The organism is Cyanobium usitatum str. Tous (assembly GCF_963920485.1).
GTDB classification, from domain to species: Bacteria; Cyanobacteriota; Cyanobacteriia; order PCC-6307; family Cyanobiaceae; genus Cyanobium_A; species Cyanobium_A usitatum_A.
Genome location: NZ_OY986431.1, coordinates 847743 through 866131 on the forward strand (window position 1 = coordinate 847743; position 18389 = coordinate 866131).

At 64.4% G+C, this 18389-nt stretch carries 21 protein-coding genes; 6 read left to right on the forward strand and 15 right to left on the reverse strand.

Translation table 11 applies throughout. The features are described 5' to 3' along the window. Window positions 1–39 precede the first annotated feature (39 nt). Window positions 40–1269, reverse strand: coding sequence for an ABC transporter permease (locus U9970_RS04585; RefSeq protein ID WP_322765507.1), 1230 nt, complete (start codon window positions 1267–1269; stop codon window positions 40–42). Between the two features lie 23 nt (window positions 1270–1292). Then, entirely contained in the window at window positions 1293–3077 is a 1785-nt protein-coding gene (gene pyk, locus U9970_RS04590) for a pyruvate kinase (RefSeq protein ID WP_322765508.1), read from the reverse strand. A 57-nt stretch (window positions 3078–3134) separates the two neighbouring features. Here pyk and U9970_RS04595 point away from each other — a divergent pair, with 57 nt between their 5' ends. Both U9970_RS04595 and U9970_RS04600 read left to right on the forward strand, forming a co-directional pair. Beyond that, window positions 3135–3464, forward strand: a complete 330-nt coding sequence (locus U9970_RS04595; RefSeq protein ID WP_322765509.1) for a nucleoside triphosphate pyrophosphohydrolase family protein — start codon at window positions 3135–3137, stop codon at window positions 3462–3464. Window positions 3465–3511: 47 nt separating this feature from the next. Beyond that, window positions 3512–3973: a hypothetical protein gene (locus tag U9970_RS04600; RefSeq protein ID WP_255023754.1), complete on the forward strand. Its 462-nt coding sequence runs from the start codon at window positions 3512–3514 to the stop codon at window positions 3971–3973. Here U9970_RS04600 and U9970_RS04605 read toward each other — a convergent pair. Genes U9970_RS04605 through ilvA form a run of 3 tightly spaced genes read right to left on the reverse strand, consistent with a single transcriptional unit; the run spans window position 3967 to window position 6387 of the window. After that, window positions 3967–4254, reverse strand: a complete 288-nt coding sequence (locus tag U9970_RS04605; RefSeq protein ID WP_254936311.1) for a YggT family protein — start codon at window positions 4252–4254, stop codon at window positions 3967–3969. The genes U9970_RS04600 and U9970_RS04605 overlap by 7 nt on opposite strands. 23 nt (window positions 4255–4277) lie before the next feature. Next, on the reverse strand, window positions 4278–4787 hold the full coding sequence (gene scpB / locus U9970_RS04610) for an SMC-Scp complex subunit ScpB (protein ID WP_254941483.1): 510 nt from the start codon (window positions 4785–4787) through the stop codon (window positions 4278–4280). Window positions 4788–4815: 28 nt separating this feature from the next. Then, a complete protein-coding gene (ilvA, locus tag U9970_RS04615) occupies window positions 4816–6387 on the reverse strand; it encodes a threonine ammonia-lyase, biosynthetic (RefSeq protein WP_322765510.1) in 1572 nt (523 codons plus the stop codon). A gap of 73 nt (window positions 6388–6460) precedes the next feature. Here ilvA and dxs point away from each other — a divergent pair, with 73 nt between their 5' ends. Both dxs and U9970_RS04625 read left to right on the forward strand, forming a co-directional pair. Further along, window positions 6461–8389: a 1-deoxy-D-xylulose-5-phosphate synthase gene (dxs, locus tag U9970_RS04620; protein ID WP_322765511.1), complete on the forward strand. Its 1929-nt coding sequence runs from the start codon at window positions 6461–6463 to the stop codon at window positions 8387–8389. Next, window positions 8337–9587, forward strand: a complete 1251-nt coding sequence (locus tag U9970_RS04625; RefSeq protein ID WP_322765512.1) for an NAD(P)/FAD-dependent oxidoreductase — start codon at window positions 8337–8339, stop codon at window positions 9585–9587. The genes dxs and U9970_RS04625 overlap by 53 nt, the downstream gene beginning before the upstream one ends. Window positions 9588–9611: 24 nt before the next feature. Here the strand turns inward: U9970_RS04625 and psaK are convergent, their stop codons facing one another. The 3 genes from psaK to U9970_RS04640 all read right to left on the reverse strand — a co-directional run bounded on the left by psaK (window position 9612) and on the right by U9970_RS04640 (window position 10608). Continuing rightward, window positions 9612–9869 carry a photosystem I reaction center subunit PsaK gene (psaK, locus tag U9970_RS04630; protein ID WP_322765513.1) on the reverse strand — a complete coding sequence of 86 codons (258 nt, stop codon included), beginning with the start codon at window positions 9867–9869 and terminating at the stop codon, window positions 9612–9614. 107 nt (window positions 9870–9976) lie between these two features. Beyond that, window positions 9977–10306 carry a DUF3593 domain-containing protein gene (locus tag U9970_RS04635; RefSeq protein ID WP_255023732.1) on the reverse strand — a complete coding sequence of 110 codons (330 nt, stop codon included), beginning with the start codon at window positions 10304–10306 and terminating at the stop codon, window positions 9977–9979. Beyond that, window positions 10303–10608 (reverse strand): DUF2499 domain-containing protein, encoded by a 306-nt coding sequence (locus U9970_RS04640; RefSeq protein ID WP_322765514.1) that lies wholly within the window; start codon window positions 10606–10608, stop codon window positions 10303–10305. Before U9970_RS04640 ends, U9970_RS04635 begins: the two co-directional genes overlap by 4 nt. Window positions 10609–10657: 49 nt before the next feature. On the opposite strand from U9970_RS04640, the gene csaB reads away from it, so the two are divergent. Further along, a complete protein-coding gene (gene csaB, locus U9970_RS04645; protein WP_322765515.1) occupies window positions 10658–11740 on the forward strand; it encodes a polysaccharide pyruvyl transferase CsaB in 1083 nt (360 codons plus the stop codon). 23 nt (window positions 11741–11763) lie between these two features. On the opposite strand, the gene U9970_RS04650 is transcribed toward csaB, so the two are convergent. Together U9970_RS04650 and rpmB are read right to left on the reverse strand one after the other, a co-directional pair. Then, complete coding sequence (locus tag U9970_RS04650) at window positions 11764–12342, reverse strand: peroxiredoxin (RefSeq protein WP_322765516.1); 579 nt, start codon at window positions 12340–12342, stop codon at window positions 11764–11766. Between the two features lie 7 nt (window positions 12343–12349). Beyond that, on the reverse strand, window positions 12350–12586 hold the full coding sequence (rpmB, locus tag U9970_RS04655) for a 50S ribosomal protein L28 (protein WP_106501739.1): 237 nt from the start codon (window positions 12584–12586) through the stop codon (window positions 12350–12352). Window positions 12587–12785: 199 nt separating this feature from the next. Here rpmB and U9970_RS04660 point away from each other — a divergent pair, with 199 nt between their 5' ends. Beyond that, the gene (locus U9970_RS04660) at window positions 12786–13457 is read left to right on the forward strand and encodes a ParA family protein (RefSeq protein ID WP_322765517.1); all 672 of its coding nucleotides are present in this window, start codon (window positions 12786–12788) and stop codon (window positions 13455–13457) included. Window positions 13458–13593: 136 nt separating this feature from the next. Here U9970_RS04660 and htpG read toward each other — a convergent pair whose 3' ends face one another. The 5 genes from htpG to U9970_RS04685 form a co-directional block, all read right to left on the reverse strand. Next, window positions 13594–15519 carry a molecular chaperone HtpG gene (gene htpG, locus U9970_RS04665; RefSeq protein ID WP_322765518.1) on the reverse strand — a complete coding sequence of 642 codons (1926 nt, stop codon included), beginning with the start codon at window positions 15517–15519 and terminating at the stop codon, window positions 13594–13596. Window positions 15520–15678: 159 nt separating this feature from the next. Continuing rightward, complete coding sequence (locus U9970_RS04670) at window positions 15679–15903, reverse strand: indolepyruvate ferredoxin oxidoreductase subunit alpha (RefSeq protein ID WP_322765519.1); 225 nt, start codon at window positions 15901–15903, stop codon at window positions 15679–15681. Window positions 15904–15912: 9 nt separating this feature from the next. Continuing rightward, window positions 15913–17082, reverse strand: a complete 1170-nt coding sequence (locus U9970_RS04675; RefSeq protein WP_322765520.1) for an ATP phosphoribosyltransferase regulatory subunit — start codon at window positions 17080–17082, stop codon at window positions 15913–15915. Between the two features lie 46 nt (window positions 17083–17128). Continuing rightward, window positions 17129–18007 carry an inositol monophosphatase family protein gene (locus tag U9970_RS04680; protein ID WP_322765521.1) on the reverse strand — a complete coding sequence of 293 codons (879 nt, stop codon included), beginning with the start codon at window positions 18005–18007 and terminating at the stop codon, window positions 17129–17131. Beyond that, window positions 18004–18372, reverse strand: a complete 369-nt coding sequence (locus U9970_RS04685; RefSeq protein ID WP_322765522.1) for a 2Fe-2S iron-sulfur cluster-binding protein — start codon at window positions 18370–18372, stop codon at window positions 18004–18006. The genes U9970_RS04680 and U9970_RS04685 overlap by 4 nt, the downstream gene beginning before the upstream one ends. Window positions 18373–18389: the final 17 nt, after the last annotated feature.

The following is an 18389-nucleotide window of genomic DNA, read 5'->3' on the forward strand; positions in this document are numbered from 1 at the left end:
TGGTTTTGCCCCGTCGCGCTGCCGGCTCTCCAGAGCGTTTCAAAGGCTGCGCAAGGCAACGATTGGATCAAGGCGCGCAGCCCGGCGGGCGGGCACCACGCCGAAGAAAAGGCCAATCGAACCGGATAGCCCCACCGTGACCAGCACCGTGGCCGCACCAATCGATGCCGGAAGGGGGGTCAGAGCGCCGACCACAGCCACCGTGCCAATGCCCACCGCGCTGCCGATGACACCGCCGAGGCTGGCGAGCACCAGCGACTCCACCAGAAATTGCAGCAATACATCGCCACTGCGGGCCCCAAGAGCTTTGCGCAGGCCGATCTCCTCGGTGCGCTCACTCACCGACACCAACATGATGTTCATGATGCCGATGCCGCCGACCAGCAGCGAGACGGCACCAATGGCAGCAAGCATCAAGGTGAGGCCACCGGTGATCGTGCTCACAATCGTGAGGGCATCCTTCTGGGAGCGCACGGCAAAATCGTCTTCCCGCAGGATCCGGTGCCGCTGGCGCAGCAGGTTGGTGATTTGAAAGCTCGCAGCCCCTGTGCTCTGCTCGTCGCGGGCTTCGACGCTGATGAAATTAAGGCTGACCCCGTAGGTGGGGTCGCGTCCCGATAGCTTGCTCACCATGGTGCTGAGAGGCACGTAGGCGTTCTCGTCTTGGTTTTGACCAAACACGGCTCCCTTGGGTTCAAGAACGCCGATCACTTCGAATAGTTGGTTGCGAATACGCAGCTGGCGCCCCACTGGCGCCTTGCCTGGAAACATCTTTGTGCCCAGGTCGGGCCCCACCACGGCGACATTGCGAGCGCCGTTGAGATCGCTGGCTGTGAAGAAGCGACCCTGGGCAATTTCAAATTGACGAACCGGCAGAAACTCCGGTGTAACCCCGGAAATTGACGTGCTGCTGCTCAGGCCGCCCGCCTGAACCACCTCGCTCAGGGTGATCTGGGGGGCTACCCGCTTGACGCTGGGTACCTGCTCGCCGATGGCAAGCGCATCTTCGAGCACGAGGTTTTTGGGGAAGTCGATGCCCTGGCGCCGGGTGTCGTTGTTGCCAGGCACTACAAACAGCACGTTGGCGCCGAGATTGCTCAGCTGGCCTTCGGCCAAGTTCTGGGCGCCTCGCCCCACCCCCACCAAGGTGATCACGGAGGCATTGCCGATGACGATGCCAAGCATGGTCAGCAAACTGCGCAGCCGATTGGAGCGCAGGGTGCTTAGGGCCATGCCCACGGTTTCCCCCATGGGGAGCTTGGTTGGCATGGCTGCGGTGCCGGCGGCTGGCCTTAAACGATGGCGGATCTGTCGTTGGCGTCGTGGCTGCGGGCGCCGCGATGCACCTCGCCGCGCTGCAGGTCCATGGTCACGATCTCCCCCTGCCGCAGGTTGGCGATCGCGTTAGAGACACCAACAATCGTTGGTAAGCCAGTGCGCTGCGCGATCAAGGCTGCATGGCTGTCGAGACCGCCGGCTTCTGTAATTACCCCTTTTGCCTTGCGAATCGCCTCGACGTAATCGGCGCCAGTTTCGTGCATCACCAGGATTTCCCCCGATTGGATTGCCGCCGCCGCCTCTGGACTGTCGACCAGACGCACCCGACCGCTCACCGATCCAGTGCCTACGCCGGTGCCCTTAGAGAGCACGGCAGAGACGATGCCCACCTTGATGAAGTCGGTGGAGCCACTGATGCCCGAAAGGGTGCCGGCGGTTTGAACGACTAGGTCGCCATCGCGTAGAAAGCCCAGCTCGCGAGCCTTGCCCATGGCCAGGCTGAAGGTGCTGGTGGAGGAGGCCTGCTCTTCCACTACCAGTGGGTTGACGCCCCAGCAAAGCTGCAGCTGCCGGGCCACACTCACCTCACTGGTTATCGCCAGAATTGGGGTGCTGGGGCGGAACTTGCTGACGTTGCGAGCCGTAGAGCCCCCCTTGGTGAGCGGCAAAATTGCGGCCGCATTCAGCTGGCGCGCAATGCTGCTCACCGCCTGGCAGATGGCATTGGGGATGGTGGTTGCCATGTGGCTATCGAGCACCCGCTGGGGGTAATCCCGCTCGATGCGCCGGGCGATTATGGCCATGGTGGCCACCGCTTCTACGGGGAAATCGCCCACAGCGCTCTCATTGGAGAGCATCACGGCATCGGTGCCGTCAAGGATGGCGTTGGCTACGTCGCTCACCTCGGCCCGGGTGGGCCTGGGGCAGCTCACCATCGAATCGAGCATCTGGGTGGCAGTGATCACCGGGATGCCGAGACTGTTGGCCTTGCGAATTAGCTCCTTCTGCAACAGGGGAACTTCTTCGGCGGGCATCTCGACGCCCAGGTCGCCCCGAGCCACCATCACCCCGTCGCAGAGGGGCAGGATGTCATCGATCTGATCGATGGCCTCAAACTTTTCGATCTTGGCCACCACGGGGGTGTTGTGGCCGTGGCTGCGGATCAGCTCGCGGATCTCGCGCATGTCCGAGGGGTTGCGCACAAAGCTGAGGGCGACCCAATCAACCCCCTGCTTCAGCCCAAAGGCCAGATCAATGCGGTCTTTCTCGGTGAGGGCACGGATAGAGAGCTGCACATCAGGGAAATTGACCCCCTTGTTGTTAGAGAGCACTCCACCAACGGTGACGCTGCAGAACAGGGTCTGCTCGGGCTTGTCGACGCTGTCGACCACCATCTCCACCCGGCCGTCATCCAGCAGGATGCGACTGCCTGGCACCACCTCATCGGCCAAGCCTGCGTAGGTGACGGTGGCAATCTTCTTATTGCAGGCCACATCCCTGGATGTGAGGGTGAACGGATCGCCCTTGGCCAGGGTGATCGGCCCATCGGCAAAACGGCCCAAACGAATTTTGGGACCCTGCAGGTCTTGAAGGATGCCGAGCTCAATGCCCAGCTCCGTTGACACCTGGCGAATCGTGGCGATGCGAGCCGCATGCTCACTGTGGTCGCCGTGAGAAAAATTGAGCCGGAAAGTAGTGGCGCCGGCGGCCACCAACTCCCGCAGCCGTTCGGCGGATTCCGTGGCAGGCCCGATCGTGGCCACGATCTTGGTGCGACGCATGAGATCGGGCTGGGGCATTTAAACGCCAACAGACGACTGGAAACTACCATCCAGGCCTGCAATGGGCAGCCTTAGGTGGATTTTCAGTTGTACCAAGAGCGTTGCCGCGCCACGGCCCTCTACCCCGATGCCGGCGCCAACCCCATCTATCCCACCCTGGGGCTGTGCGGTGAGGCTGGCGAGGTGGCCGACAAGGTCAAAAAGGTGCTGCGCGACCATCAGGGCAACTTCTCGCCTGAAGTGATTGCAGACCTGAAGCTCGAGCTTGGTGATGTGCTCTGGTACGTGGCCCAGCTTGCGACCGAACTTGGCCTGGAGCTAGAGCAAATTGCCCAGACCAACATCGACAAACTGGCCAGCCGCGCCGCCCGTAACGTGATTGGAGGCAGTGGTGACAGGCGGTGAGCAAGCAAGGTATTGGGCTTGGGCTACGGCATGCGCTAGCCAATTGGCTGGGGCGGCTGCTCGGCCTCCTAGTCATTGGTGCGCTGCTGCTGCCAGCTCCTGCCTGGGCAGCGGATCTGCAGGTATCTGAGCTGAGCATTGAACCCTGCCCCGCCGAGGACATCGGCGCCCAGCCGGAATTGCGGCGTCCTGCTGGCGCCAGCTGCTACGCCCTGCGCGGCAGCGTGGTCAATCCAACCCGCAAGCCCGTTGTCGATACCGACGTCTTTGCCCTGATCGTTGATTCAAGTGGCGAGCCGGTGCTGCAAAACCGCACCCGGGTGGGTTCGATCGGTGATGTGCCCCCTGGCACCTCTGCCTTTGCCCTGCGCCTATCGGTGCCGGCTGGCACCCCTGGACCGCTCAGCTTCCGCAATGTCAAGGCGAGGGGTTTCAGCGCACCGGTGCGCAGCCGCGCTGGCGTCGATGACGAGTTGCTGCCCCTTGAACAGGCGTTAGCTGATCAGTAGCCAGCTCCCAGCACCGAAACGCTGGCGCCTTCGAGCAGGCTCTGCACCAGTTGCAAGGCAATGAAGGCCACGATCGCCGAAAGGTCGAGGCCGCCTAGGGGCGGAATCAGGCCGCGGAAGGCGTTGAGGTAGGGATCGGTGATCGAGCTCACCGTCGAGAGCACCGGATTGCCCCAGTCGAGATTGGGAAACCAGCTCAGCAACACCCGCACCAGCAACACCAGGGTGTAGATGCTGAGGGTCTGGGCCAGAACCTGCAGCAGGAAACTCAGGGCGTCCATGGAATTTTGTTAGTGGCTTAACTCTAGGCAGCTTGCTTCCACAGGTCAGCCTCAGCCTTGATAGCAAAGGTGCGGTGGAACTTCTCGCTGAGGGTGAGCCAGTAGGAGCGGCCCTCGCTTTGGCGCTTGCGCTCGATGAAATTTTGGGCTAGTAGCTCCTTGATGTGGTCGTAGGCGCCGGAGCCGCGCAGCTCGACTAGATCCGATTGCAAGATCCGTTTTTTGAGCGCAATCGTGGCCAGGGTGCGCAGGGCGGCAGTGGATAGGTCCACGGGCAGGAGGTTCTGAACCAGGTCGGCCAGCCCATCGCGCAGCTGCAGGCTGTAGCGGTTGCCCTCCTGGCGCACTTCCAGGGCCGTATCCCGGTGGGCGTAATCGGTGATCAAGGTGATCAAGCCAAGCTCCGCCTCCTCTCGGCTAACCGCAGCGATCTCAGCCAGCTCTGCCAGGCTGAGGGGCCGGCCTTTCAAGTAGAGGATCGCCTCCATCCGGGCGGGCAGGGATAGGCCCTGAATCAGCCCCGTGCTTTGCATGACCGCAGGTTACCGCAGCTTTTTTGGCTCATGCCAGGGCTGGCAGGGGCGCTGAGCTGGGCCCCAAAAACAGCTTGTAGGCGGGGTTGGCCGATTCGTCCCAGTGCTGATAGCCCAGGCCATCGAGAAACTCCTGCCAGGCGGGTCTGTCAGCGCGAGGCACCTGCACCCCCACCACGATCCGCCCCACGTCGGCGCCGTGGTTGCGGTAGTGAAAGATGCTGATGTTCCAGTTGGCGTGTAGGGCGTTTACGAACGCCATCAGGGCGCCTGGTTTTTCGGGAAACTCGAAGCGATAGAGCAGCTCTTCGCCCTGCTCAAGAGCCGGCCCGGCGCTGGCGGGCAGGCGGCCGCCCACCATGTGGCGCAGGTGCAGCTTGGCCAGCTCGTTGTTGGAGAGGTCGAGACAGGGGAAGCCGGCGTTTTGCACGTCGTTGATCAGTTGCTGCTCGTCGGCCGTGCCACTGGTCTGCACCCCCACAAAAATGTGAGCAACCCTGGGATCGGCCAGCCGGTAGCTGAACTCGCTGAGGCTGCGCTGGCCCAGCACGCCACAGAAGCGCCGCAGGCTGCCGGTCTGCTCGGGGATCTCCACCGCCAGCATCGCTTCGCGGTCTTCGCCGATCTCAGTGCGCTCGGCCACGAAGCGCAGCCGATCGAAGTTCATGTTGGCGCCGCAGGCCACCGCCACCAAGGTTTGGCCGTGCAAGCCCTGTTGCACCACATCGCGCTTCATGCCGGCTATGGCCAGGGCTCCGGCTGGCTCCAGGATCGAGCGGGTGTCTTCGAACACGTCCTTGATGGCTGCGCAGATGGCGTCGGTGTCGACTGTCACCATGCGATCCACCGTTTGCTGCGCCAATTCAAAAGTGAGCTCACCGACGCGGCGCACCGCCACGCCATCGGCGAAAAGGCCCACTTGCTCAAGCTGCACCCGCTCCCCGGCGGCTAGGGAGCGGGTCATGGCATCAGCGTCCACCGGCTCAACGCCAACGATCTGCACCTGGGGCCACAGGGTTTTGACGTAGGCGCCGATGCCGGCGATTAAGCCACCACCACCTACGGCCACGTAAATAACGTCAGGCGGCGAGGAGCACTGGCGCAGGATCTCCAATCCGATCGTGCCTTGACCGGCGATCACATCGGGATCGTCAAAGGGATGGATGAAGCTGAGCCCCCGCTCAAGGCCCAGGCGCGTGGCTTCCGTGCAGGCGGCGTCGTAGTTGTCGCCGTGCAGCACCACCTCAGCGCCCCGGGCTGCCACCGCTTTCACCTTCATCTCCGGTGTGGTGACAGGCATCACAATCACGGCCCTGCAGCCCAACTTCTGGGCGGCTAGCGCCACTCCCTGGGCATGGTTGCCGGCGCTGGCGGCGATCACGCCCCGCTCCAGCTCGGCAGGCGAGAGGCCCGCCATTTTGTTGTAGGCGCCGCGCAGCTTGAAGCTGAACACGGGCTGCAGATCCTCACGCTTCAGCAGCACCCGGTTGTGCAGGCGCGCCGAGAGATTCGGCGCCGGATCCAGTGGCGACTCAATGGCCACGTCGTAGACCCGCGCCCGCAGGATCCGTTGCAGATAGCTCTCAGGGGCCTCGCTCATCGCACCAGTGTCGCAATTCGCACCCCTGGGCGGAAGCCAAGGCCTAGATTGCACCCCACCTCCAGGGTTGTGCATGCATCTCAGCGAGCTGAGTCACCCGAATCAGCTGCACGGCCTGAGCACGGCAGAGCTTGAAGCCATTGCCCGCCAGATTCGTGAGCGCCATCTGGAGGTGGTGAGCACTATCGGCGGTCACCTGGGTCCCGGGCTGGGAGTGGTGGAGCTCACCCTCGCCCTCTATCAAACCCTCGATCTCGACCACGACAAAGTGGTGTGGGATGTGGGTCATCAGGCCTACCCCCACAAATTGATAACTGGCCGCTACAAGGATTTCGACAGCCTGCGCCAGAAGAACGGGGTAGCCGGCTACCTCAAGCGCAGCGAGAGCCGCTTTGACCATTTCGGTGCCGGTCACGCCAGTACCTCGATTTCTGCGGCCCTAGGCATGGCCCTAGCCCGCGATCGCCGCGGCGAAGACTTCAAATGTGTGGCGGTGATTGGCGATGGCGCCCTCACCGGTGGCATGGCGTTAGAGGCGATCAACCACGCCGGCCACCTGCCGAAGACCAAGCTGGTGGTGGTGCTGAACGACAACGACATGTCGATCAGCCCGCCGGTGGGGGCCCTTTCCACCTACCTCAACCGCATGCGGCTGAGCCCACCCTTGCAATTTCTGCAGGGCAATGCCGAGGAGGCGATCAAGCACCTGCCCTTCCTGCACGGCGAGCTGCCCAACGAGCTCAAGACTCTTAAAGAGAGCATGAAGCGTTTGGCGGTGCCCAAGGTGGGTGCGGTGTTTGAGGAACTGGGCTTCACCTACATCGGCCCAATCGATGGCCATGACATCGCCGGCATGGTGCGCACCTTTGAGCAGGCCCACCGCACCGAGGGGCCTGTGCTGGTGCATGTGGCCACCACCAAGGGCAAGGGCTACGCCTACGCCGAGGCCGATCAGGTGGGCTACCACGCCCAGAGCGCCTTTGATCTGGCCACTGGCAAGGCCTATCCCTCCAGTAAGCCCAAGCCACCCAGCTACAGCAAGGTGTTTGGCCAAACGCTGGTGAAGCTCTGCGAACAGGACCCCACCGTGGTGGGTATTACCGCTGCCATGGCCACCGGCACCGGCCTGGATCTGCTGGAGAAGGCTTTTCCGGCCCAGTATTTCGATGTGGGCATCGCCGAGCAGCACGCCGTGACCATGGCGGCTGGCATGGCCTGCGAAGGCCTCAAGCCGGTGGTAGCGATCTACAGCACCTTTCTGCAGCGCGCCTTCGACCAGCTGATTCACGACGTGGGCATTCAGAATCTGCCCGTCACCTTCGTGCTCGACCGGGCCGGCATCGTGGGTGCCGACGGCCCCACCCACCAGGGCCAATACGACATCAGCTACTTACGCGCTGTCCCCAATTTCACGGTGATGGCTCCCAAGGATGAGGCTGAGCTGCAGCGCATGCTCGTGACCTCGATTCACCACAGCGGCCCCTGCGCCCTGCGCATTCCCCGCGGCGAAGGCGAGGGGGTGCCCCTTGCAGAGGAGGGCTTTGAACCCCTGGAGATCGGCCGGGGCGAGCTACTCACCGACGGCGACGACCTGCTGATCGTGGCCTATGGCGCCATGGTGGCCCCGGCGATGGCTACGGCCGGACTACTGCAGGAAAAGGGCATTCGCGCGGCCGTGATCAACGCCCGCTTCCTGCGGCCCCTAGATGAGGCCCTGATCCTGCCGCTGGCCCAGCGCATCGGCAAGGTGGTGACCATGGAGGAGGGCGCTCTCGCTGGTGGCTTCGGTGCCGCCGTGGTGGAAACCCTCAGCGACCACGACGTGCTGGTGCCGGTGTTGCGCATTGGCATTCCGGACCAGTTGGTCGACCATGCCAGCCCGGAGCAGAGCAAGCAGAGCCTCGGCCTAACCCCGCCCCAGATGGCGGAGCGGATCATCACCCGTTTTGGTGCTCCCCTTCAGAGCAGCCTCCCTGCTCCGGCTGCGCCTGTTGCTGTTTGAACCGGAGCCCTACGACTGCGAGGTGCTTGTGGTGGGTGCTGGCCCTTCGGGTGCTGAGCTAGCCCGCCTACTTGCCCAGGCTGGGGTTGATGTGCTGCTGGTTGATCGGCTTAGGCATTTGGGCCAGGCGGCTTTCAGTAGTGCGGCCCTGCCGCTTGAGACCCTGGATCGTTTTGGCATACCCGCTCAGGTGGTGGCGGCGCGCTGGAGTGGCTGGCAGCTGGTGGGTCCAGGCGAGCAGCGGCGGCTGTGGAGCGCAGGCCAACCCCTTGGCGCCGTGCTCGATTTTGGCGCCCTGCGCCAGTGGCTAGCTGACCAGGCCCAGTCCTGGGGCGCCCGCCTGCAGCTCGGCGTCACGGCCCTTGGCTGGCATCAAGATGGCGCTGGCGTTTGCACCGTGGTGCGCGATGGCGCTGCTGGTCGCCGCCTGCTGCGCAGCCGCTGGCTGGTGGATGCCAGCGGCGAGGGCCGCGCCCTGATTGGCGAGCAGGCATCGCTGGCCGATCCGCTGGTGGCCGGCCTGGGGGTGGAGTGGTTGCTGCAGGTGGATCCCGAGCAGCAGCGGCCCTGGGCAGACCGGCTCAGCTTTTTCCTTGGCAGCGACTGGGTGCGGCAGGGTTACGGCTGGGTATTTCCGATGGCACAAGGCCAGCTCAAGGTGGGGGTGTGCCGCTTGGTCGATCCCAGCCGTGCCCAGCCTGCGCTGGCTCTGGAGCTGGGCGCCCTGCTGCGGCGCTGCGGCCTAGGCCAAGCCGAGGTGCTCGATCGCCATGGGGGGCGCATTCGCAGCACGCTGCGGCGCCAGGACCCCCACCGGCTGGGCCGGCTTATCGGCCTAGGTGACGCGGTGAGCACGGCCAACCTGCTGGGTGGTGAGGGCATCCGCCACGCCCTGACCAGTGCCCGGGTGCTGGCACCCCTGCTGCTGAAGGCCCTGGCCAAGCCGGCTGACTCTGCGGGCCTAGATCGATACCCGAGCCTGTTGAGGCGGGAGCTGGGCTGGCGCTGGAGCCTGAGTGGCCGCCTAGCTAGGCGCACCTGGCTAGGCCTGGCTGATGCCGGGGCCGATGCTCGCCTGGAGCGCCTGCTGGCTGGCTTGCAAACCCGGCGGGCGGAGGATCTCTCCGCCCTGTTGTTTGACTACCGCTTTGAGCGCTATGGGCTTAAGGCGCTGCCCTACTTGCTGGGTTGGCGCTGAGCCCTGAGGGTGGAACCCAGGCTCTTAAACCACGCCGCGGGAGGCCAGGCCAAGGATGGCGCCCATGCCGAGGATATGGCCGAGGCTCAAGGTGCCGAGCATGGCTCCGTGGCTGAAGCCGCCAAATAGGCCGGCGCTTGGCAGCTTCAGACCAACGTTTTGATGTTGGATCGTGGCCTTGCCTACGGCGATGGCAATCACGTTGCAGACAATCATCACCAACGCCACTTTGGGTGACCAGCTGATGGTGGCGGGAGCAAGGGCAAGGAGGGGAGCGATCATGGAGCAGGTGCCAACGCCCCATCTTCCGGGCAGCACCGCCCCTGGATCACCCGGCTTAAGACTTGTTCATTGCCTGCTGCCGTAGCCGGGTGCCAGGAGCCAGAGCATCAGGATCGGGGCGGTTGGGCCGTGATCACGGCGCCGATGCCGCTGAAGCCAAGCACCACCAGCAGGTTGGAGATCGTGAGCAGCGATTCAGCTCCCCCATGCAGGGGATCCACATTGGCCAGCAGCTCGCCGTAGCGCAGCTGGGCCACGATGGCGGCGGCAATGGTGACGGCCACAAACACCAGGGTGAATTGGAAACCCCGCAGGGCCAGCTTGGGGAACCCCTCAATCCGCCCTGCCCACCAAAGGAAGGCCAGATAGGGGAGTAGCGACAGCACAAACAAAGGCGTGGGGTCGATGCCGGCAAGCCAGCCGAGGGGACCGCTCATGGCGCCGCCTGCCGCTGCTGACGCAGCAGGTTCCAGGCTGCTAGGGCCAGGGCGGCGTTGCCAATGGTGGTTAGGCCCGCCTGAAACACCACCAGGCCCTGCAGCTTTGGGCTGTTGTCAAATAAATGCCAGGTGCAGGCCGCCATGGCGCTCACCAGGGCTGGCAACATGGCCAGGCTCAACCAACGCCAACCGCCCTCCCGGCGCACTACACCCAGGCGCTGCACAGCCACCATCGCTACCACCCACTCGAGCACCGAGGTGACGTGAATCCACCAGGTGGGTAGGGAGAGGGCATGCATTCCTTGATCTTGCCAGGGTGAGAAGCTGTGCGTTTGATAACTGGTTTGGGTGCGCGTGATCAGGGCGGCGAAGACGGATCAGTCAGCCCAGCGGCTGTTGCTTTGCGGCTACTACGGCGAGCACAACCTGGGCGATGACGCTCTGCTGGAGGTGTTGCTGGCCCAGATGCCTGCGGGTTATCAGGCCACGGTTACGGCCCACGACGGTGCCCTGGTGCGGCAGCGCTTCGGGGTTGATACGGTGCCGCGCCGCAGCCTGCCCCTGGTGCTCAAGGCGCTGCGGCGCTGCCGGGCCCTGGTGCTTGGTGGCGGCAGCCTGCTGCAGGATTCCACCAGTTTCAAGAGCCTGCTTTATTACGCCGCCCTGATTGGGGCAGCCCGCTTGCAGGACAAGCCTGTGCTGCTTTGGGGCCAGGGGCTAGGGCCCCTGCAGCGGCGGCGCAGCCGCTTGCTTGTAGGCCGCCTGCTGCGCTTGGCAACGGCTGTGAGCTGGCGCGATCCGGAGTCGGCGGCTCTGGCCAGGAGCCTGGGGCGTGAGGGACCGGTGGGCAGCGATCCCGTCTGGGCCCTAGCGCCCCAGCAATGGCGAGGTAGGGGAGGCCCCCTGGTGCTTTGCTTTCGCCCCACCCGCCAGTTGCAGGGCTCAGCGTGGAGGCCCTATTTGGCAGCTCTAGATCAGTTGGCGGCCAGCCACGATCGGGAGGTGATCTGGCTGCCTTTTCACGCCAACCAGGACCGGGGCCTACTGGAGCAGCTGCGCAGCGAGCAGCTGCTGCCGCCAGGGCTGGCAGCCCGCAGTCGGGAGGTGCTGGCTGAACGGCCCCAGGAGGCGATGGCCATATGCAGCGGCGCTGGCTTAGTGGTGGCGATGCGGCTGCACGGCTTGATCCTGGCGGCCCTCTCCGGTGCTCCCTGCGCCGCCCTCAGCTACGACCCCAAGGTGGCTGCCGCCGCCGCCAACCTGGGCTGCCCCTGTCAGAGCCTGGACGCGGCGCCATCGCCAGCAGTGCTGGCCAGCTGGGATGGGGCGCTCGACACACCGCCGCCCGCTTCCCGGTTGCTGGAGCTGCGTCAGCAGAGCGAAGTACACCAGCAAGTATTTGCATGTCTGGAGCCACGGGCTTGTTTATGACCTCTCGCTGCGTTAGCGCCTGATCAGCTGGCCTGAAACTGCTGCAAGGCGCTGAGCACTTCGGCGCTGTGGCCGCTAGGACGCACCGCTACCCAAGTGGAGCGCAATATGCCTGAGGGGTCGATCAGGAAGGTGTGCCGCTGGGAGAAAGGTGCGATCCAGCTGCCGTAGGCGCGGCTCACAGTGCCAGCTGGATCTGACAGCAAGGGAAAGGCCAGCCCTTCGCTGCTGCAGAAATCGGCGTGGGATTCGGCGTCATCGGCGCTCACCCCCACCACGGCCGCATTGGCGGCACTGAAGCTGGCCAGGTCTTTTTGAAAACCCCGGGCTTCGATGGTGCAGCCGCCGGTGAAATCCCGGGGATAGAAGTAGAGCACCAACCATCTGCCCTGGAAGTCGGCCAAATTCAACCGGGTTGGCACTGCTTCACCACCGGCTGCTGGCGCAATGCCGGCTAGGTCGAAGCCAGGGGCGGATTGGTTGAGAGTGGGCAGGGTGCCGCCCAAAGCAAAAGCCTGCCGGCTGAATGCCAACAGGCTTGAAGCACCCGCTGTTGCGGGCAGAAGAGCAGCTAGGCCTTGGAGCAGTGCCCGACGCCGCATCGCTGACTCAGATTTTGGCCAGGTTGACGCCCAGTTCTTTGGCGTAAGCGCCCAGGCCCTTCTTCTGGATGGTTTTGAGGGCGCGGGTGGAGACGCGCAACTTGATAAAGCGGTTGCCTTCGGCCCACCACAGACGGCGTTCTTGCAGATTCACCTGCTGGAGCTTCTTGGTGCGCACGTGGGAGTGCGAGACGGCCATGCCGTTGTTGGCGCGCTTGCCGGTGAGCTGGCAGACCCGAGACATGACCGATTTCCGAAACGACTTGCTGGGCAACAGCCCAAGCTCCCACTGTATCAAGCCATCCGTGGGCCTTTCGGCAGGGCACGATGTGGCACCCAGCAAGGATCCTGCGCTGGCGAGTGCGCACACGGGCCCCCAGGTGTCGGATGTGACTGGCCAATTCGACCAACTCAGATATCTTTCGGACAGTTGTTGAACTGCGGTGTTCATCACCGTTTCCGGCCAGAAGGGTGGGGTTGCCAAGACCTGCACCAGCATCCACCTCGCCAGTGTCTGGGCGGATCGTGGCCGCTCGGTGTGCGTGGTGGATGCCGACCGCAACCGTTCCGCCCTGGCCTACCGCATCCGCGGTGAATTGCCCTTCCAAGTGGTGCCGGTGGAGGCCGCCGCTAAGGCCACCCGCTTTGCCGACGTTGTAATCACTGATGGCCAGGCCAGCAGTGACGAGGAGGAGCTGCGTCATCTGGCCGACGGATCCGATCTGGTACTACTGCCCACCGCTCCAAAGGCCCGCGCGGTGGAGCTTACCGTGGAGCTCGCCAAGTTGCTGCAGCGGGTGGGGGTGCCCCATGCCGTGCTGCTGGTGAAGGTGGATCTGCGTCAGCAGCGGGCGGCCCACGAAGCCCGCCAGGCGCTCGAAACCTTTGGGCTGCAGGTGCTCAGGGCCGAAATTCCCCTGCTGGCAGCCTTCGATAAGGCCGAAACCCAGGGATTGCCCGTGTTTGCCGCTATCGACGATCGCGGCCGGGCCGATCCCCGCCGCATGGCCGGTTGGTCGGCCTACCAGTCCGTTGCCCAGGAGATTGAATGCCTGATTTCGAAGCCCTCATCCGTCGCCAGCAGGAGCATCAGTCCACTGCCGCTGAGCGCCTGAGCCTTCTCCAGCCCACCACGACTAGCCAGGCAGTGGGAGCCCCGATCGCCTGGTTGGCCTTTGCCGGTGGTTTGGTGGGCTCCTTGCTTGGCACGGTTGGCTACCACTGGGCCCTGGCCCAGGGGTGGCTGCGGTTCTAGAGCCCCCGCTCCATAAGCTTGCCCATCAAATCGGAGCTGCGCTGCTGGAAGCCAGCCAGCTCGTTGGGCTCCAGGCCGCCCACCGCTAGGCGGGCTAATTCATAGACATGGCGGCCAAGATCATCGGCCAGCTGCTGGCTGGGCGAGCTGCCGCCACTGCCACCGGTTGTGATCACCGAACCGGCCGAGAGCTTGAGCAGGCCCTCCACCAGAGGGTGCTTGCGGTTTACCAGCAGCACGTGGTGATCGGGCAGGCCCGGCAGGCGCTGCTCCATCAGGGCGCCCATGTCGTTGATGCGGCGCATCTGCTCCGGCAGCAGGATCAGGGCGGCGGGGGAGTTGTCACCCTTGAGGGCCTGCACCTGGATGGTCACCTTGTCGTTGGCCAGAGCTGCTTTGAATAAATCGCGCAGCTTTTCGGAACTGTCCTTGCCGTCTGCGTCGCTGATCTCGCTTTCTTTCTCCTGCAGCGATTCATCCAGCTCGCTGTCCACCCGCTGGAACTTGAGCTCCTCATGGCGGTATTCCAGCCAGGGGATGAACTGGGTATCGATGAAGGTGTCGGCCAGCAGCACCTCGGCGCCCTGGCTCTTCCATAGAGCAAGGGCCCCAGCCTGGCCGGCCTCATCGGTGCAGTAGAGGATGCGCTTGTCGTTGGCGGCATCCAGGCGGGTGCGGTAGCCAGCCAGGGTGGTGTAAGCCTTGCCGCCTTCGCCTGGGATGGGGTCAATGCTCTCGACTTCGCCAGGCTCCTGCTCCGTGGGCGACGCACTAGTGCCAAACAGCACCAGATCGGCCACCTGGTCTGCGAATTTTTCATCCTCCATGGCGCCGATCTTGATGAAGGGGGCCAGCGACTCCCAGCTTTCGGCGTAGCGCTTGGGGTCGTCGCGATGGAGCTCCTTAAGCCGGTCGCCCACCTTCTTGGCCACGAAGCCACCGATCGAGCGCACGCGCCGGTCGGTCTGCAGGGCGGAGCGGCTTACGTTCAGGGGGATGTCGGGCGAATCGATCACGCCGCGCAGGGGCAGCAGGTAGCGGGGCACCACCTCCTTGATCGAATCGCTCACGAACACGTTGTTGCAGTAGAGCTTGATCTCGCCCTTCTCCCAGTCGGCCCGGCCAGTGGATTTGGGGAAAAACAGGATGCCCTGCAGGTTGTAGGGATAGTCGGTGTTGAGGTGCACCCACAGCAGGGGATCGCCCTGGAAGGGATAGAGGTAGCGGTAGAGCTCGATGTAGTCGTTATCGGTGAGATCCCTGGGGCTCTTGCGCCAAGGGGCTTCGCGCTTATTAACGGTTTCGCCTTCCAGCTGCACTTCCACCGGCAGGAAGTCGCAGTAGGTGGTTATTAAGGTGCGGATGCGGGCCGGCTCGATGTATTCGAGCTCCTCCTCCATCAGGTGCAGGATGACGTCGGTGCCTGGCTCGCTGCGCTCGGCCTGCTCCAGGCTGAAGTTGGGGGAGCCATCACAGCTCCAGCGCACCGCCTCCGCGCCAGCACTGGCGGAAAGGCTGACCAGCTCCACCTGCTTAGCCACCATGAAGCTGGAATAGAAGCCCAGGCCGAAGTGGCCGATGATCGCGTCGTTTTCCTGCTTGTATTTCTCGAGGAAGTCTTCGGCGCTGGAAAAGGCCACCTGGTTGATGTAGCGCTTCACCTCATCGACATTCATGCCGATGCCGTTGTCGGAGATGGTGAGGGTTTGGGCTTCGCGGTCGATGCGGATCGAAATCTTGGCTTCAGGCCCTTCGCTGCAGTCGCCAGCCATCGCCGCCATGCGCCGCTTGCTGATGGCATCCACGCCATTGCTCACCAGCTCCCGTAGAAAGACCTCATGGCCGCTGTAGACGGCCTTTTTGATGATCGGAAAGATGTTTTCGGTGTGGATCTGAATCTGGCCCTGTTCCAGCACCGTCATGGCAAGCGTTTTTGTCGTTGGGCCAAACCTTACGGAGCTTGGGCCTGCCGGCTCAAGGGCTCTGGGGGAGGGGTCTCCGAACTCACGCTTAGCTAAGTCTTAGCTTGGCTAAGTGATGAACCGCACAGCCTTCCTCCTCTCTCCTCCCTCCTGCCCCGCTCAGCCTGCCTGCTGCAGCTCGGGCTTTTCTTCGGCAAGGATGGCCCCCTGCACGGGACACACCTGCAGGCAGATGCCGCAATCGATGCAGGTGTCAAAGTCGATCCAATAAAAGTTTGTGCCCTTGCTGTTGGCACCTTGGCCGGGGTTGATGCAAGCCACAGGGCAGGCATCCACGCAATCGGCTACGCCCTCGCAGACGTTGGTAACGATCGTGTGAGCCATTGACGAATCCTAAACAGCGATCCAAACGGTACGGCCGCAGCCGCGGGCTTCGCCTAGGGCTTCAGCTTCAGCTTGATTGGCGCAGGCGCCGCTGAGCAGTTCGGCGCAGATGCCCATCTGGTGCAGGGCTTCGAGGTGATCGAGGGCTGCGGCCAGGTCTTGGTGACAGCCATAGGCCACCAGCACCGGCAGGCGGCTTTCCAGCGCCGGTGCCACCAGCTCCCGCACCGCTCCCACATCGAAGCCAAAGCCCACTCCCGCAGCCTCGCTCGGCTCTGGGCAAAAGCGACCCACCAGGGCGTCGTAACGACCGCCGCTGGCAATCTCCACCGGCACCTCCTGGCCCTGGCAGACCAGCTTCAGCACCAGGCCGTCATAGAGGGCGAAGTGGGGCTGGAAGCTCGGGTCGAGCTGCAATTGCACCCCCAGGCGCTCTGCGGCCGGGGCCACCGCTGCCAGGGTTTCGCCCAGCTCCGTTAGCAGGGGTATGGGGCCGAGCCATTGCTCCAGTTGATAAAGCACCTTGGCTGGCTCGCCGCGCAGGCGCATCAGGTTGCCCAGTCGCTGCCGATCAGAATCGGGGAGGGCCAGTTGGGCCAGCGCTAGGGGATCGAAGTTGGTGAGGGCGGCGCGGGCCGCGCCCTGCTGCTGCTCGGGCAGCTGGCGCAGCAGGGCGCTGAGCACCCCGTGGTGCCCCACCAGCAGCCGGGGTTGGTGATGGGCCTGCAGTCCAAGAGCTCCGGCGGCGGCAAGCAGCAGCCGCATCAGCTCCACATCGGCGGCGGCGGTTTGGGCCCCAAGCAGCTCCACGCCGCTCTGCAACTGTTCATGCAGACGCTGGGAGCCGCCGTCAGCCGTGGAGCTCCGGAAGGTGCTGCCCATGGCCCAGAGCCGCAGGGGGCGGGGCCGCTCGGCCAGGCGGGTGCTGGCGGCGCGGGCGATCGAGGCGGTCAGCTCCGGCCGCAACCCCAGGGGCTCATCACTTGCCAGCCGCACTAGCTCCCGGCCGTCGATGCCACCACCGGCTTCCAGGGTGTCGAGCCGCTCAAAGCTGGGCGGCGCCACTTCCTGGTAGCCCCAGAGCCGATACACAGCTGCTAGCTGATCGGCGATGCGCCGGTTGCCCTCAACTTCACGGGGGTTGAGATCCCGAACGCCAGCGGCAGGTTGCAGGGCCATTGCGGCGTTGAAGTTGGGAAGGGGTGGGCTGATCCTATGGATCGAATCAGGGGGAGTCGAGTTCGGGGGCGCCATAGCTGGCGCCGGCCAGGGGGCGGCAGGACGCCAGGCCTTCGATCAGGGCTGGTTGCAGGGTTGCTCCAGAGGCCAGGATCCGCCCCGAGTCGATCGCGAATGCCGAGCCGTCATAGGCGCTCACCACACCGCCGGCTTGCTCCACCAGCACCACACCGGCGGCCAGATCCCAGGGCGATAGGCCCCGCTCCCAAATGCCATCGAGCTTGCCGGCGGCCACGAAGGCCAGATCCAGGGCCACCGAGCCGCCGCGGCGCACGCCCTGGCTGCGGTGGGTAAACCAGGCGAATTCGGCGTAGTTGTTGTCGAGTCGGCTGCGGCGGTCGTAGGCAAAGCCGGTGACCAGCAGGGCCTGATCGAGGCTGGGGCAGCCGCTTACGGCCAACCTGCTGCCATTGCACCAGGAGCCCAGGCCGGGGGCGGCCCAGTAGAGCTGCTCCAGGCCCGGAGCAGCTAGGGCGCCGAGCAGGGGCTGGCCGCGCCAGCACAAGCCCACCGAGGTGCCAAAAAGCGGGTAGCTGTGGGCGTAGTTGGTGGTGCCATCGAGGGGATCGACGCACCACTCCAGCTCGCCGGGCCTGGAGCGGCGTCCGCTCTCCTCAGCTAGAACGCCAATCTGCGGGGTTTCAGCCTCGAGCAGCGCCAGCACCGCTGCTTCAGCGGCATGGTCTGCTTCGGTGACCAGATCGCCGGAGCGTCCCTTCTCTCGCACCTGCTCCAAGCGGCCAAAGTGCTGGCGCAGTTGCTCGCCTCCGGCCTCCGCCGCCCGGCGCGCCACCTCCGTCAGCTGTTCGAGCTCGCCGCTGCTCAGGCCCGATTGCTCGTAGGCCGTGGTGCTGGTTGGGTTCATTCCTCCTCCAAGGGCAGGGCGCTGCGCACCTTGCCGCGGCCAAAGTGCCGGCCAAACTGCAGTTCGTAGACCTCGTCCTCGTCCTGGGTCTCCACCTCCAAGGGTCCGGTGGCCCGGGCCACACAAAGCAGTCCGTAGCCCCGCCCGCGCAGCTCCCGCGACAGCCCTAAAGCCTCGCGCTGATCGATTTCTCCGCTGATCACGCGCACGGCGCAGGCGGTGCAGCAGCCATTGCGGCAACTAAAAGGCAGGGGATCTCCCTGCTGCTCAAAGCTGCGCAGGATGTATTCCCCTTCGGGAACCTCGTGGCGAATCACCTGGCAGGTTTGACGCCAGTGAACCGTGATCGTATGGGTGCGAGTCATGCTGCTACATTGCCATC

Bases quoted from the DNA above. Each gene is read 5' to 3' on its own strand.
- ilvA (WP_322765510.1), bottom strand. From the start codon at position 6,387: ATGAGCGAGGCCCCTGAGAGCTATCTGCAACGGATCCTGCGGGCGCGG.
- pyk (WP_322765508.1), bottom strand. From the start codon at position 3,077: ATGCCCCAGCCCGATCTCATGCGTCGCACCAAGATCGTGGCCACGATC.
- U9970_RS04605 (WP_254936311.1), bottom strand. From the start codon at position 4,254: ATGGACGCCCTGAGTTTCCTGCTGCAGGTTCTGGCCCAGACCCTCAGC.
- U9970_RS04640 (WP_322765514.1), bottom strand. From the start codon at position 10,608: ATGCATGCCCTCTCCCTACCCACCTGGTGGATTCACGTCACCTCGGTG.
- U9970_RS04680 (WP_322765521.1), bottom strand. From the start codon at position 18,007: ATGAACCCAACCAGCACCACGGCCTACGAGCAATCGGGCCTGAGCAGC.
- rpmB (WP_106501739.1), bottom strand. From the start codon at position 12,586: ATGTCTCGGGTCTGCCAGCTCACCGGCAAGCGCGCCAACAACGGCATG.
- U9970_RS04685 (WP_322765522.1), bottom strand. From the start codon at position 18,372: ATGACTCGCACCCATACGATCACGGTTCACTGGCGTCAAACCTGCCAG.
- psaK (WP_322765513.1), bottom strand. From the start codon at position 9,869: ATGATCGCTCCCCTCCTTGCCCTTGCTCCCGCCACCATCAGCTGGTCA.
- U9970_RS04670 (WP_322765519.1), bottom strand. From the start codon at position 15,903: ATGGCTCACACGATCGTTACCAACGTCTGCGAGGGCGTAGCCGATTGC.
- U9970_RS04585 (WP_322765507.1), bottom strand. From the start codon at position 1,269: ATGCCAACCAAGCTCCCCATGGGGGAAACCGTGGGCATGGCCCTAAGC.
- dxs (WP_322765511.1), top strand. From the start codon at position 6,461: ATGCATCTCAGCGAGCTGAGTCACCCGAATCAGCTGCACGGCCTGAGC.
- U9970_RS04635 (WP_255023732.1), bottom strand. From the start codon at position 10,306: ATGAGCGGTCCCCTCGGCTGGCTTGCCGGCATCGACCCCACGCCTTTG.
- htpG (WP_322765518.1), bottom strand. From the start codon at position 15,519: ATGACGGTGCTGGAACAGGGCCAGATTCAGATCCACACCGAAAACATC.
- scpB (WP_254941483.1), bottom strand. From the start codon at position 4,787: ATGCAAAGCACGGGGCTGATTCAGGGCCTATCCCTGCCCGCCCGGATG.
- U9970_RS04675 (WP_322765520.1), bottom strand. From the start codon at position 17,082: ATGGCCCTGCAACCTGCCGCTGGCGTTCGGGATCTCAACCCCCGTGAA.
- U9970_RS04650 (WP_322765516.1), bottom strand. From the start codon at position 12,342: ATGCGGCGTCGGGCACTGCTCCAAGGCCTAGCTGCTCTTCTGCCCGCA.